Here is a 13,328-nt window from a genome sequence, read left to right as displayed (position 1 = left end):
CTTAAATAATCTAGGGTAGTCTTGCAAGCGAGACTACTTAACCTGAAAACATTGTATTTTCCCTTGCTTGCAACTTCAAATTATACCAACTTTTTATACAAAATTATACTTTTTAGAATCTAGATTCTATCCATTCATCAAAAAGGGTGGCTGGGCTTACCTTTCTAATAGAGCGGCTGGTGGGCGATTAGGCAATTTGCGAAGCGAAATAGAATCTAGATTCTATAATATTTTCAACCTTAAAGGGTGGTCGGGCGGGAATAGATAAAAAATATTGAAATTATAAAATCTAGATTCTATATTTTTAACCTAAACGCCCACCCACCACCTTTGTGAGTTTATAGAATCTAGATTCTAATTAAATCACAAAAAAGTTATAAATTTTAGAATCTAATTTCCATTCACTATCTTAAAAGAAGTGGATTAGGAAATATAGAATCTAAATTAAACATTTTAAAAAAGGAGAAATCTTATGAAAAAATTTTTTAAAAGAAAGAATTATCTAACTTGGCATTTGTATATTAGTTTGTTTTTTATTCCTATGGCGTTAATGTATAAAATCACAGGCATTGTGTGTATTATAGGCTATTTTGGTGATAATAAAAGCGTTGATTTACCGCTAAATGAAGCCCAAAGTAGTAGCTTAAAAAGCATTTTAGAATCTAGTTTTTTAGAATCTAAAAGCCAAGATTCTAAACAAAATATAGAATCTAAAAACACAGAATCTAGCAAAAATATAGAATCTAAATCACAAGATTCTAAAGTAGATTCTAAAGAAACCACAGAATCTAGCAAAATAGATTCTAAAGATTCTAAAGAAACCATAGAATCTAATCCCCCAAACCTAGAACTTTTACGCTCAAATATTCTAAAATTCCTAATTGAAAATAACATAGAGATTCCAACAAGCACGCATTTTGAGGAAAAATGGGATAAAAAATCCTACCTTTTAGGCTCACAAGCTAAAAAAATTGAAATTTACAAGGATAACACAAATAAACTTACAATCCACACAAACGACTGGCTAGGCAATCTTATCGCCCTACATTACGCCCGCGCAGGTGCGTTATTTAGCACATTTGCATTTAGCTTTGTGATTTTTATGTTTATCACATATCTTACAGGCTTACTAATGTGCGATTTTAAACGACAGGGCAAAAAATACTTCCTTGCCATAGCCATCGGCTTTATAACCACCACCGCCCTTGCCATCCACGGCTTGTATTTCTTGTAAAAAATATATTTTTAAAACAAAATGTTGGATTATGGGTTACAAAAACACAAAAACATAGAATCTAAATTACAACAAATGTCCCATTTTTTCCTTTTTGACTTTCAAATATTCTTTGTTGTATTCATTTGGCGTGATGATAATGCTGTCGCGCACGACTTTTGCGTATTTTTCCATTTCAGCGATTTTCTTTGGATTATTCGTCAAAAGCCGTATCTCACGCAGCCCAAAATGCCTAAAAATCTCGCCCACAATATCATAACACCGCTCATCACCGCTAAATCCCAACGCCTCATTTGCCTGCACGGTATCTAAGCCGCTATCTTGCAGATTATACGCATTAATCTTGTTAAAAAGCCCTATGCCACGCCCTTCTTGACGCAGGTAAATTAGCATTCCATTTTGCTCGTAAATGCGCTCCATAGATAGAGCCAACTCAGGACCGCAATCGCACTTCCTAGAGCCAAACACATCGCCAGTCAAGCACTCGCTATGCACCCGCACAAGTGGCACACTGCCCAAATCAGCCGTATAAACGACCAAATGCTCGACCACAATCTCATCTTTAAACTCGCGAACTGCTTTTGTCTTAAAATTCCCAAAACGCGTGGGTAAATTAGCTTCTTTGCTATATTCAACTTTCATTTTATCTCCATTTTAGAAACTAGAATTATATAAGATAATGTGTTAAAATAATACACAAATTTTTTAAAAGGTGCGAAAATGATAAAAGTCGCGGTGCTAGGGGCTAGTGGATATGGCGGGGCGGAGGTGCTTAGGATTTTAAGCCAACACAGGGGCGTGAAAATTAATTATGTGGGGGCTAATTCAAAGGCTGGTCTTCCCTTGTATAAAAGTTTTGGGAATTTTTATATGCCTGGCAATTCGTCTCGTGTGCAAGATTCTAAACTTAATTTTACAGAATCTAAGTCGCAAGATTCTAAAGATTCTATAGAATCTAACCTGCAAAATATCGGTAATCTGCCCTTGCAAGATTTGGATTTAGAGCAGGTTGCAAGTGAAAATGACTGCATAATCGCCGCTACACCGCATGAGTTTTTGGCACATATTTTGAGCGAAAAGATTCTAAAAAAGTGTGTTGTGATTGATTTATCCGCTGATTTTCGCTTGAAAAATCCAGCTAAATATAACGAATATTATAACTTTACGCACAAAAACTTAGCACTTTTAAAACAGGCGACTTACGGACTTTGCGAGTTTAATTCTAGTGCGATAAAACAGGCGAAATTAATCGCAAATCCGGGCTGTTATCCTACGTGTAGCACTTTTGCCATCGCGCCATTTTTGCGTCTTATTGAGCCACAAAGCATAATTATTGATGCCAAAAGTGGCGTGAGTGGCGCTGGTCGTGGGGCTAAAATGGATAATTTATTTTGCGAGGTAAATGAGAATATTAAGGCGTATTCGCTAATCAATCATCGTCACGTAGCCGAAATCGAGCAGAATTTGAATGATTTTTTGAATGGGAATTTTAAGCTAGATTCTATGCAATTTATAGAATCTAAATCACAAAATGCTAAAGATTCTAAGTCGCGAGATTCTAAGAGTTTGACAGAATCTAAAAGCGAAATTAGCATAACTTTTACACCGCATTTAGTGCCGATGAATCGCGGTATTTTGGTTACTTCTTACGCTTCACTGAAACCACAATACAAAAATATCACGCAAAGTAATTTAGATTCTATGCTTAGCGAATTTTACGCGGATAAATTTTTCGTGCGAGTGTTGCGTAATGGCGAACCACCGCAGACTCGTTGGGTTAAAGGGAGCAATTTTAGCGATGTTAGCGTGCGACTTGACTCGCGTAACAATCGCCTAATTATGATGGGCGCGTTAGATAACTTAATCAAAGGCGCAGCCGGCGCTGCCGTGCAGAATTTCAACATCCACTTTGACTTTAAAGAGAGCGAAAGCTTAGATTCCTTGCCAACTTTCCCTTAATATAGAATCTAACCTAACATTTAAACTTAATTTTTGCTAAAATTACGCTTTTTTAGAATCTAGATTCTAAAATATAGAATCTACAAAGGCATAAAAATGAAACTAATCCCCCTAAATGAAATCAAGCAAGCAGCAAGTAGGCTAGAAAATGTGATAGCCAAAAATCCGCTAGCTTTCGCCCCAAGGCTTAGCAAATTAGCAGCCACAAATGTGTATTTAAAAAAAGAAAACTTGCAGCTCACAGGCGCTTTTAAGATACGCGGCGCATTTAACAAACTAGCAAAACTAAAAGAGAGCGACGACAAAAACGGCACGCAGATTCTAAGCAGCGGCGTAATTTGCGCAAGTGCTGGTAATCACGCACAAGGCGTGGCTTATTCCGCCAAGCATTTTGGCGTAAAAGCTGTGATTGTAATGCCTGAGGCAACGCCGCTTTTGAAAGTCTCTGGCACAAGGGCTTTGGGCGCAGAGGTCGTGCTAAAAGGTAACAACTACGATGAAGCATGCGAATACGCGCTGCAGCTTGCAAAAGAAAAAAACTTGTCCTTCATACACCCATTTGCCGATAGCGATGTAATCGCTGGGCAGGGCAGTATCGCCCTTGAGATGATTAAAGAGCAGCCGCTTGACTTTGTGGTCGTGCCTATCGGCGGTGGCGGGCTAATTAGCGGCATTGCAAGTGCGTATAAAGCGCTGCAGCCGCAGGTCAAAATCATCGGTGTGAATGCGAGTGGGGCGAATGCGATGCGAACTAGCTTTTATGAGAAACGCGTGCATAACGCAAAAAGTGTTCGCACGATTGCCGATGGGATTGCGGTGCGTGATGTGAGTAGCGATATGCTTGAGTGCGTGATGGCTGGGGTAGATTCTATCGTGGAGGTCGATGATGACGAGATTGCTAGTGCGATTTTATTTTTGCTAGAAAATCAAAAGCTGGTTGTGGAGGGCGCTGGGGCGGCGGCTGTGGCGGCGATTATTCATAAGAAGTTTGAGTTTGGGTGTGATTCTAAGGTGGGCGCGATTTTGAGCGGTGGGAATATCGATGTGACGATGCTAAACACGATTATTGAGAAGGGTTTGCTAAAAAGTGATAGAAAAATGAAGTTTCAAGTGACGCTGATTGATAAGCCTGGAAGCCTGCAGAGATTGACTGAGATTCTAACGCGGCAGGGCGCAAATATCGTGTTTATCAACTACTCGCGTGTGGGTGCGAAAATCGCTTATGGTGACGCTGTGGTCGAACTCGCTTTAGAAATCAAAGGACGCGAACATAAAGATTCTATCCAAAAGATTCTATTTGAAAATGGCTATATTTTTGAGATGGTGATGTAGATTCTATAGACAATTATTATTTTTTAGAATCTTTTTTATTTTTCTTAGAATCTTCTTTAGATTCTTTTCCGTGTCCGCACTCGCAGTTTTCACCACAAGAATGCCCTTTTATAGAATCTTTCCCACCGCCGTGATGATGCCCTTCAGGATGCTTAATTCCTAGCTTTTCCATTTTTGCCTTTAGCTCTTTTTTCACACTACTTTCATACGCGCGAAACTCCTTTACACTCATATTTTCCGTGTTTTTTTCATAGCTTGCCTTTAGCTTGTCGATAAAATCCTTTCGCACTTTCTCATCCATTTTGTCAATGCGCTTTTTAATTTCAATCTTCAAATCCGCTGCATCGCTGGCATTTTTCACGCTCCCATGCAGTTTGACTAGCTCATCATTGCTCTTTTTGCTGTAATCTTCTGCCATCAAAATGCCGCAAAGCCCCGCACACACCGCACTTACCAAAAGAAATTTTTTCATAATGAAACTCCTAAAATTGAAATGAAAATGTATTTTATAATAAAAATGTATTTTTTTTGAAATATTATTATAAAAATCTTATTTGTGTGCAATACAATTAAAACAAAATGTGCTTTTTAATTTTGAAATTTAATGCGAAAGTAATTCAAGCATAAAAGTTATATTAAATAATTTCATCCACAGATTCAATTGTAAAGCGTAGTTTAATGTCCTGTCGCCACTTAATTGGCAGGGCGTTAGAATCTAGCTTTTCTAGCTCTTTTTCTTCGGCTTTTTCATCGTGCAAATCTTCGTTATTATCAAACAAAAAGCCCAAAATTTCATGCTTTTCATCCTTAGAATCTTGCAGCTGCCGCGGACTAGATTCTATAGAATCTGCACCACTTTCAAAATCGCGCACATGCAAAAGCAGCACATTAAAGCCCGTGATTTCATCGATAAAGACAAGCGGCAGGCTCTCCATTTCACGCACAAACTCAAAACATTTCAGGCTATGACACGAAAAGTGCATAAATTTTGTGATGGATTTTATCTTTGTATCGCTAGATTCTATAGAACCTGTCCTAAAATCCGCACTTTTAGCCCAGCCCTTAAACTTAGAATCTATCTCGTTATCATCGCAAAATAGCCGCAAACACTTGGTTTTTATATCATATTTTTTCGCCAAAGTCGCGATTTTATTTAGCTCGATATTAGAATCTAAACCCGCAAAATGTATGCTAGAAATATCGCGCTCCCTTTGGCTCTCACTCCACAAAATAGCACACAGCACATAAATCGTAAGGGCAAATACGCAAAAAATCACAATGCGTTCAAACGGCGATTTTTTCAGGATATAAAGTGTGAGTGTATTAAAATATTTATCAAACATTTTGTTAAAAAAGTTAGGAAATTTGGAATCTAGATTCTATATTAAAACGCAAAAAGTTATAAAATCCATAGTATCACAACCGCGATAAAGTTACAGAATCTAGAACTAAATCTCAAATTACTGCTTATCCTTACACTTACTACAAAGCACAAAAAGTCGCATATCATGGCTAATTAGCTGCGTATTAAACTTCTCGGCAATATCAATCTGTAGCCGCTCAATATCGCTATCGACAAACTCAATAATCGTCCCGCAATTAAGACAAATAATGTGGTCGTGGTGGGCTTTCGCCGCGATTTCATAACGTTTGCCCGTTTTATCGGCTTCCAACGCCGTGATAAAATGCTCTTTTTCAAGGAAACTAAGAATGCGATAAACCGATGAAATGCTCGTATTTTTGTCCTTTTGTCGCAGCTGATTTGCAATCTCTTCAGGGCTTAAGTGCGTGCCACTTTTATACAGCACGCCGATAATTTCCTCTCGCTGCTTTGAGTTTTTCAAGCCATTTTTCTTAATGCTGCTACGCAACCTATCAAGGATAGAATCAAGTGTCTCAAGCCGCTTCGTGATAGTCTTTTCCATAGTCAAAACTCCTTTTGTAAATTTCAAAATAAAAACTAATACCATTTAGTAAATAGAATTATAGCAAATAAAATGCGAAATTTGTCTAATTTTCTCAAAATATTTGTAAAAATAATAATTGAAAAGTAACATTTTAGAAGATTTTAACGATTATTTGCAAAAAAAAGAAAAAACTTGGTGGAGCTGTGGGGACTTGAACCCCAGTCCAAAAACTCTACCACACAATGCTTTCTACATACTTAGGAAAGTTTTATGATTTCAAATCTAGCCTTAAAACTCCCAAAATAGCTAAATTTAAAGCCTAAAATCTTTTTAAGCGCCACTAGACAAAGGCACTTAAGCAGCTAGATTAAATTACAGATTCTAAAATCTCCTAGCAAAAATCTTAAAATCCGGCTCCAAAGGAGGTTAAGCTTACGCTACTTTTGCGTAAGCTGGAGCGTAATTCGCGTTGTTTGCGTTTATTGTTTGTTGATAGTTGCAGGTATCAGCTGGTATGCTTACATCGCTATAAAATTCCTGTCGAAAGCCAAAACAGCCCCAAAAATAAAAAGAAATAAAAGAACTAAAAAAACAATCGGTATTATACACGATTTTTTAAGTTTTTAGCACAAATTATTCCAAAAATTGTGTTTTTGTTTGGATTAGTTAGAATCTAGATTTTATATTTACAAAGACACTTTGGGGTTTATAAAATTTCATACAAACTCAACTTTTAACTTTTTAGCAAGTGCATTTGTATGGGAATTTAAAGTCACAAAATTAGGCAAATTTTTGTGGTTTTTAAAATGTTATTTAGAATCTTTTTTACCCTCATCTTTAGATTCTACCTCTTCACTATCATTTATATCATCGATTTTATAGCCCACATAATCCTTTGACAAACGCACCTGATTATCGCCAAGCAACACGGTTATAAACTTATCTTCTTGCTTTACTACCTCGCACACAAAGCCACCATTTGTCACGATTTTATCGCCTCTTTTTAGGCTTTGCACCATTTCGCTATGTCGCTTTCGCTGCTGCTGCTGCGGACGAAACACCAAAAAATAAAACACCAAAATAAGCACCACCAAAGGCAAAAACGAAATAATAGGATTGCTCTCCATTTTCCACTCCTACAAAAAATTTAAACTTAGATTCTATCATAATAAATATTTTTTTAATAAATCCTACGCCTAAATTTGCATTTAAATTTAGAATCTACCCTCGGCACCAGCCATTCCACCCATTTGTTAGCATTAGCTCTAGGATATAGATTCTATCCTTATCACTAAAAGACTTGACAAAATAAGTCGTATTAATACCTGCATCCATACTGCAATGGCTTGTGTTTGAGTGGTATGTTAGCTTTATGGAATCTGCATTTTGTAAATTCTTAGCCATTCCATTGTTCTTAAAAATTATGTAATTTATGTTAAATCCACCACGTCCCATGGGACACGTATAATCTTGGCTCTCATTCACATTCATCTTGCCTTTCTCTACATATTTAAAAAGTGGTTTGCTCCAGCTTTCGAACTTACTAGAATTAATTATGTCCATAGAATCTAGCACATTTTCAAAGTTTTGCTTATCAAATCCATAAATACTAGCCCTAAAATCATTAATCACGAGACAATTATCTTTAGCAAAATTTATATATAAATCACTCAAAGTATAACTTTTTGCTATATTTTCTTGCTTTATTTTGTGTTCGTTGTCATAATATGTCGTATTGTAGTTATAAACATGGCTTGCTGCATTATTGATGCATTCATTGTAATCTCTAACGTTATTTTTTATTGTAGGGTCTTTACATTCGCCTCCTTTGGCTCTTTTAAGGCAATATTCATATTCGTTAAATCCTGTTGGTTTTTCACCACAAAGTCGCTCTATTCTATCCATAGAATCTTCGTTTAAAATCAGCAAATTCTCTTTTGAAAAAGACGTATTTGTGGCATTCTCCAAGCATAATTTGATAGAATCTAAATTTGCTTTAGAGTTGTCGTTGTAATCTTTTGTTACAAATTTTTTTATGAAATCATTTTTGCTACTAGATTCCATGTTAGAATCTTTAGCAATTTCTAACATATTAATACATTTTTGCACACCTTGCTTAATTTCATTTGCTTTTATAGAATCTAAAAGCACAAAACACATTAAAAATATAAAAAATCTCATTAAGTTTCCCTTACCTTCATGTATAAACTAAATTATAAAACTAGATTCCAAAAATTAAAACTTTATCACAGGATTTTTAGAATTTTGCTTTTAGACAATTTTAATACAAAATTATATATTAATGGAATCTTAAACGCTAGATTATCTGTAAGGTTGTGGTCTATATAGTGGTTTTTCCCCGGCTAGGATTACTTTTACTTGTGGGTTTTGGAAGGCGTCTATTTCTAAATTTTTGGCTTTATTTTGGGCTTCGTTCCACGTAAGAAAATCAATGGCAGGAAAGTCGATATTTAGCCCTAAAGATTCCATAAATTCATAAAGATAATACGCAAAACTCAACGCATTTACATTGCCGCTTTTTATCACATTTTCTAAGTGCGTTTTTATAGAATCTCTTTTAGATTCTAACTCGTCCAAAGGAAAATAGGGCACATAGTAGCTTGTGTAAAATTTTGCGTTTTTAAAGGGTTTTAGGCTTTCAAATTCGCTAGATTCTATAATAAAATTTTGACGCGGATAGTCATATTTTTCACACAATCTTTCTAGCTCATTTAACGCATCAAGGGCATTTTCCGCACTAAGATTTTTAAAATCAAGCCAAATTTTATGATTTTTTATAGAATCTTTTTGCGTGGATTGCCACACTTCGTTCGCAATAACTTTATGATTTTTGCTTAAATCCTGCAAAGTCGCCAACATAGAATCTAAATCCAAATTTATGCTATGTGGAATGCCATCATGTCCAACATCAAAGTATCCGCGCGCGTTTTTAAATGGCGAAGTTGATAGTTTAGATTCTATAGAATCTTGCCGCCCCGTCTCTCTCTCTCTCTCTCGTAATCATCAACGTTTTCTTTAGATTCTATATTAGATGTTTCGCTTTGCTCAACATGACTTTTATACAAAAAATGCACATCAATCTCAAAATTTTGATAAAATGGGAAAAAATCAACTAGCTTTTGTATCTCATCAACGCGATGTAGCCAAATCTTAGAATCTCCACTCAATGTATCGCAATATAGGCACTTTTGTTTTTTTAAATCTTTGTCATAATCTTTGTTTGCATAAATTCGTTTGCGATTTTCATTAAATTCACTCGAAAAAAGCGAACGTTTTAAATCCAAATCAGGCGTATTTATATCAAGCAAATCAAGCAGGGCGTGGATAAAATCATCACTCATAAAAGGCTTATTTTGGGCGTTTTTAATCTTAGATTCTAAATGCGGAAAGCTTGCCTTTGCCTTATCGCTTAGATAAATCATAAATGGAATCTCAACCATAAAGCGACTAGGTCTTCCTATTTCATCGTGCCCGGCAAAGTCGCGGAAATCATAGACCTCATCGCCGTGATCGCTCAAATAAATCACGATAGATTCAGTATTTTCAAAACGTTTGATAATCTCAGCCACGACAAAATCATTGTAAAGCACGGCGTTTGCATAATGGGCTTTTACTTTGGCTTTATTTTCGTTTTGCTTATTTAGGGTTGGGAAATTTGCATTATTAAAAAACTCAAAATTGCGTGGATAGCGATGTTCATAAGCTCCGTGTGTCCCCATTAAATGCAAAACAAAAAAGTTAGATTCTATCTTGCTAAAAGGGCGGTGGCTGGGCGATAGGATAGAATCTTTTTTAGAATCCATTTTATCTTTCATGTTGAACGTTTTGTCTGTCATGTTGAACGTTTTATCCGTCATGTTGAGCGTTAGCGAAACATCTGCGTTTGTTTTATTAGATTCTATGTTTAGATTCGTAACGCTATTTTTAGAATCTGTTTCATTTTTACTCATTAATATTTGTAATTGTCTATCTAAAAGTGGCAAAAGAACCTCATCTGGCTTACTTCCAGCAGTAAATGAATCTGCAATCATAGCTGGCACATACACATCACTTAGACGCGAAATAACCTCAGCCACACTCCCAAAAATAGAAATAATCTCTTGATTTGTAAGCCAAAAAGTTTTAAAATTAGCCCCCTTTAACACATCAATAATATTGTGCTGATTATACCACGCAGTATCGGCATTCTCGTAGTTTTGAAAGGTTAAAACCTTTGTTAAAGCAGGATTAGTATGCGAGTGCGGCGAAATCACATCGCTAAAAATAAATAGATTTTTAGAATCTACAAGGCTTTGCAACAACGGATTTGTGGGTAGTGAAAAGTTATAAAGACTTAGATAATTTCGCTGTGTGCTTTCGCCGATAATTAGCACGACATTTTGCGGTAAGCGAGAATTTGGTGTAATTTTGTAACTTTTTTGTGAATCTAGAAAATTATTCATTTCTTTTTGTAACATTTTAAATTGAGTCACAAACTCATTTTCAACCTTAAAAGCGTGGGTAAAAATGCTAAAGTAGCGATAAAGCACATTTTTAGATTCTAAAAAATCCTTGTGTTTATAAGAATTTATCACTAGAAAAAATGTGGAAATAATGAAAAATAGGGCGGATAGAATCTTAATAATAGGGCGGTTTAGAATCTGCTTTTTGTCATTGCGAGAAATTTCATTAGAAATTTCGTGGCAATCTACAAATTTTGTAGAATCTTTAGAATTTGTATTTTTAGATTCTATAAAATTATCATTTTTCGTAGATAAATTTTTAAATTCTATAGAATCTTGCATAGATTGCCACGATTTTCCTTGCGGAAAATCTCGCAATGACAAATTAGAATCTATAGAATCTTTTTGCAAATTAACGTTATTAGTGCGACCAAAAGGAATAAACAAAAACAAAAAAGAAAAAACTATAAAGAAACTTAGGGCTTTCAAAGTCTTAGAATCTAAATACATACTTAGAAATTCTTTTGTTTCATTTACATTTGTCGTCAAAAATGTATCAAAAAAAGTCGCATTTAAAGGCGCAAAAAAATTAATAATCAAAAAAATATCCACAAAAGTGAATATAAAAATAAAAAAATAAAGTCCGCCACATAGCGTATTTACGCAGATTCTATAAATCTTAGAATCTTTACAAAAATAAAGCAAATAATGGGCGATAAAAAATACGCAAAAAATAAAGGCAAAATTTACAAAAATAAATCGCGGAGCAAAACGGAAAATCTTAGAATCTACAAGCTGTAAATTACTAAAAGTGTCAATGTTATAGTCGGCAAAATCTTTGCTTTTGCTGTTTGCTAGGTCTTTTGGCTGATTGTTATTAAGTTGATTTTCTATGGTGTATTTTGGTTGATTATTGCGAAGCTTGGCGTTGCTAGGGTAATTTGTAGCGATTTGATTATTATTAGAGTGATTTACCCCCCCCCCCCCGTATTATTTGCTAGATAGTTATAATCCATAAAAAAGGCTTGTAAAAACACGCAAGTAACAAGGGCGTAAGCGAAAGTTTTAAGGGGGAAATTATGCAAAATTATCCCTTTATTAACGCAAAAAAAAGCCTTTAAAGTAAGCTTAGAATCTATCATTACTTCTCCTTAAGTCAATTTAAAAAGGCAAAATTATAGCAAATTTGCAAGATTTTAACTAGATTGCAAATGTGAAACTTTTAGAATCTATTGTAAAATTTTAGAATCTAAATTAGCAGAAAGCCTTAAAATGTCCTTTTTAGACGCAATTTTTGAAAACATTTTTTTGCAAAATGCCTTGCTTGGCATAGGCTTAATCGCCGTGATTAGCGGCATTGTAGGCTCGCTTTTGGTCTCAAATAAAATCGTTTTTTTAGGCGGCGGCGTAGCACATAGCGCGTATGGCGGCATTGGTGTGGCGTTTTTTTATGGCTTTTCGCTTTTGCTTGGCGCGACTTTGTCCGCGATTTTTGTGGCGTTTGTCCTTGCGATTGTGAAAAAAAAATATGCCGAATCTATCGATACTTTTAGTGCGATTTTATGGGCGTTTGGGATGGCTTTGGGCGTGATTTTTATGAATTTGTCAAGCAACATTAATGCTGATATTGAATCTTATTTATTTGGCTCGCTGCTTAGCGTGGATAATGAATTGCTTGCGATTTTACTTGGGTTTGATATTTTGTTACTTTTCTTTACTATTTGTTATTATAAAGAGATATTGTATGTGAGTTATGATTATGAATTTTGTAAGTTAAAAGGGTTAAAAGTTAGCCTTATTTCGAATATAATTTTTGCCTTTATAGCTATCGGCGTGGTGCTTAGTATGCAGATTTCTGGGCTTATGCTGGTGCTTGCGATGCTCTCAATCCCTGCATTTATCGCGAATATGTTTGTGAAAAGTTTGAGCGGACAGATGATTTTTGCTGGTATTTTGAGTGGGATTTTTATGATTTTTGGGCTATTTTTTGCGTTTAGTTATAATTTTTCTGTTGGGGCGAGTATAACGCTTGTTAGTATCGTATTTTTGGGAGTTTTTATTTTTTTAAAGTTAGTTTTAAGGAGATTATATGGATAATAATTTGAATGAAAAGTTAGACTTTTTAGAAGTTAAAATAGATTCTAAAATCAATGCGTTAGAATCTAATTTGCAAACCTTGCAAAATGAGCTAAACGCGCAAAAAAAAGTCACCAAAAACGCCCTGAAATTTAGCGTAATCATAGGGCTTTTAGCGCTTTTTTTTATCGCGTTTAACTTTAGCGTCCTATTAACCACAGCAGGGGGCATCGCAGGGAGCGATAGAAAGCTAAACGCCCTGCAAGAAAAGGTGGAGAATTTGCAAAGAGATTCACTAAATTATAAAGAAAATATAGAATCTAACCCACACGATTTGCCTTAAAATCAACAAGAATT

At 35.3% G+C, this 13,328-nt stretch carries 15 protein-coding genes and 1 other RNA gene; 6 read left to right on the top strand and 10 right to left on the bottom strand.

What is annotated here, in order from left to right; genetic code table 11:
• Positions 1 to 67: 67 nt before the first annotated feature.
• Together LS64_RS05940 and LS64_RS05935 are read left to right on the top strand one after the other, a co-directional pair.
• A complete protein-coding gene (locus LS64_RS05940) occupies positions 68 to 268 on the top strand; it encodes a hypothetical protein (protein ID WP_138127268.1) in 201 nt (66 codons plus the stop codon).
• Between the two features lie 204 nt (positions 269 to 472).
• The gene (locus tag LS64_RS05935) at positions 473 to 1,234 is read left to right on the top strand and encodes a hypothetical protein (protein WP_034570382.1); all 762 of its coding nucleotides are present in this window, start codon (positions 473 to 475) and stop codon (positions 1,232 to 1,234) included.
• 66 nt (positions 1,235 to 1,300) lie between these two features.
• Here LS64_RS05935 and ribA read toward each other — a convergent pair whose 3' ends face one another.
• The gene (gene ribA, locus LS64_RS05930; RefSeq protein WP_034570384.1) at positions 1,301 to 1,876 is read right to left on the bottom strand and encodes a GTP cyclohydrolase II; all 576 of its coding nucleotides are present in this window, start codon (positions 1,874 to 1,876) and stop codon (positions 1,301 to 1,303) included.
• A 78-nt stretch (positions 1,877 to 1,954) separates the two neighbouring features.
• Here ribA and LS64_RS05925 point away from each other — a divergent pair, with 78 nt between their 5' ends.
• The gene (locus tag LS64_RS05925) at positions 1,955 to 3,193 is read left to right on the top strand and encodes an N-acetyl-gamma-glutamyl-phosphate reductase (protein ID WP_034570386.1); all 1,239 of its coding nucleotides are present in this window, start codon (positions 1,955 to 1,957) and stop codon (positions 3,191 to 3,193) included.
• A gap of 96 nt (positions 3,194 to 3,289) precedes the next feature.
• On the top strand, positions 3,290 to 4,525 hold the full coding sequence (gene ilvA / locus LS64_RS05920; RefSeq protein ID WP_034570389.1) for a threonine ammonia-lyase: 1,236 nt from the start codon (positions 3,290 to 3,292) through the stop codon (positions 4,523 to 4,525).
• Positions 4,526 to 4,541: 16 nt separating this feature from the next.
• Here the strand turns inward: ilvA and LS64_RS05915 are convergent, their stop codons facing one another.
• The 9 genes from LS64_RS05915 to LS64_RS12410 form a co-directional block, all read right to left on the bottom strand.
• Positions 4,542 to 4,997 (bottom strand): DUF1104 domain-containing protein, encoded by a 456-nt coding sequence (locus tag LS64_RS05915; protein WP_052062347.1) that lies wholly within the window; start codon positions 4,995 to 4,997, stop codon positions 4,542 to 4,544.
• A gap of 163 nt (positions 4,998 to 5,160) precedes the next feature.
• A complete protein-coding gene (locus tag LS64_RS05910; protein WP_034570391.1) occupies positions 5,161 to 5,868 on the bottom strand; it encodes a hypothetical protein in 708 nt (235 codons plus the stop codon).
• A gap of 117 nt (positions 5,869 to 5,985) precedes the next feature.
• Complete coding sequence (gene fur, locus LS64_RS05905) at positions 5,986 to 6,450, bottom strand: ferric iron uptake transcriptional regulator (protein WP_034570393.1); 465 nt, start codon at positions 6,448 to 6,450, stop codon at positions 5,986 to 5,988.
• A gap of 175 nt (positions 6,451 to 6,625) precedes the next feature.
• Positions 6,626 to 6,992, bottom strand: a transfer-messenger RNA (tmRNA) gene (gene ssrA, locus LS64_RS05900).
• A 249-nt stretch (positions 6,993 to 7,241) separates the two neighbouring features.
• Positions 7,242 to 7,559 (bottom strand): preprotein translocase subunit YajC, encoded by a 318-nt coding sequence (yajC, locus tag LS64_RS05895; protein ID WP_034570397.1) that lies wholly within the window; start codon positions 7,557 to 7,559, stop codon positions 7,242 to 7,244.
• Between the two features lie 94 nt (positions 7,560 to 7,653).
• Positions 7,654 to 8,613, bottom strand: coding sequence for a hypothetical protein (locus LS64_RS05890; RefSeq protein ID WP_034570400.1), 960 nt, complete (start codon positions 8,611 to 8,613; stop codon positions 7,654 to 7,656).
• A gap of 141 nt (positions 8,614 to 8,754) precedes the next feature.
• A complete protein-coding gene (locus tag LS64_RS12765; RefSeq protein WP_034570405.1) occupies positions 8,755 to 9,327 on the bottom strand; it encodes a hypothetical protein in 573 nt (190 codons plus the stop codon).
• Between the two features lie 83 nt (positions 9,328 to 9,410).
• The gene (locus tag LS64_RS05880; RefSeq protein WP_118949061.1) at positions 9,411 to 11,600 is read right to left on the bottom strand and encodes a phosphoethanolamine transferase family protein; all 2,190 of its coding nucleotides are present in this window, start codon (positions 11,598 to 11,600) and stop codon (positions 9,411 to 9,413) included.
• 266 nt (positions 11,601 to 11,866) lie between these two features.
• Positions 11,867 to 12,037 carry a hypothetical protein gene (locus LS64_RS12410; protein WP_160662222.1) on the bottom strand — a complete coding sequence of 57 codons (171 nt, stop codon included), beginning with the start codon at positions 12,035 to 12,037 and terminating at the stop codon, positions 11,867 to 11,869.
• Between the two features lie 130 nt (positions 12,038 to 12,167).
• On the opposite strand from LS64_RS12410, the gene LS64_RS05875 reads away from it, so the two are divergent.
• Complete coding sequence (locus LS64_RS05875; protein WP_034571303.1) at positions 12,168 to 12,992, top strand: metal ABC transporter permease; 825 nt, start codon at positions 12,168 to 12,170, stop codon at positions 12,990 to 12,992.
• Entirely contained in the window at positions 12,985 to 13,314 is a 330-nt protein-coding gene (locus LS64_RS05870; protein ID WP_202391488.1) for a hypothetical protein, read from the top strand. Before LS64_RS05875 ends, LS64_RS05870 begins: the two co-directional genes overlap by 8 nt.
• Positions 13,315 to 13,328 lie beyond the last annotated feature (14 nt).

It is taken from the genome of Helicobacter saguini, from assembly GCF_000762875.2.
Lineage (GTDB): Bacteria > Campylobacterota > Campylobacteria > Campylobacterales > Helicobacteraceae > Helicobacter_A > Helicobacter_A saguini.
This window is presented reverse-complemented; position numbering and strand designations above follow the sequence as displayed.

Bases quoted from the DNA above. Each gene is read 5' to 3' on its own strand.
- ribA (WP_034570384.1), bottom strand. From the start codon at position 1,876: ATGAAAGTTGAATATAGCAAAGAAGCTAATTTACCCACGCGTTTTGGG.
- LS64_RS05910 (WP_034570391.1), bottom strand. From the start codon at position 5,868: ATGTTTGATAAATATTTTAATACACTCACACTTTATATCCTGAAAAAA.
- LS64_RS05935 (WP_034570382.1), top strand. From the start codon at position 473: ATGAAAAAATTTTTTAAAAGAAAGAATTATCTAACTTGGCATTTGTAT.
- LS64_RS12410 (WP_160662222.1), bottom strand. From the start codon at position 12,037: ATGATAGATTCTAAGCTTACTTTAAAGGCTTTTTTTTGCGTTAATAAA.
- ilvA (WP_034570389.1), top strand. From the start codon at position 3,290: ATGAAACTAATCCCCCTAAATGAAATCAAGCAAGCAGCAAGTAGGCTA.
- LS64_RS05915 (WP_052062347.1), bottom strand. From the start codon at position 4,997: ATGAAAAAATTTCTTTTGGTAAGTGCGGTGTGTGCGGGGCTTTGCGGC.
- fur (WP_034570393.1), bottom strand. From the start codon at position 6,450: ATGGAAAAGACTATCACGAAGCGGCTTGAGACACTTGATTCTATCCTT.
- LS64_RS05870 (WP_202391488.1), top strand. From the start codon at position 12,985: ATGGATAATAATTTGAATGAAAAGTTAGACTTTTTAGAAGTTAAAATA.
- LS64_RS05890 (WP_034570400.1), bottom strand. From the start codon at position 8,613: ATGAGATTTTTTATATTTTTAATGTGTTTTGTGCTTTTAGATTCTATA.
- yajC (WP_034570397.1), bottom strand. From the start codon at position 7,559: ATGGAGAGCAATCCTATTATTTCGTTTTTGCCTTTGGTGGTGCTTATT.
- LS64_RS05875 (WP_034571303.1), top strand. From the start codon at position 12,168: ATGTCCTTTTTAGACGCAATTTTTGAAAACATTTTTTTGCAAAATGCC.
- LS64_RS05925 (WP_034570386.1), top strand. From the start codon at position 1,955: ATGATAAAAGTCGCGGTGCTAGGGGCTAGTGGATATGGCGGGGCGGAG.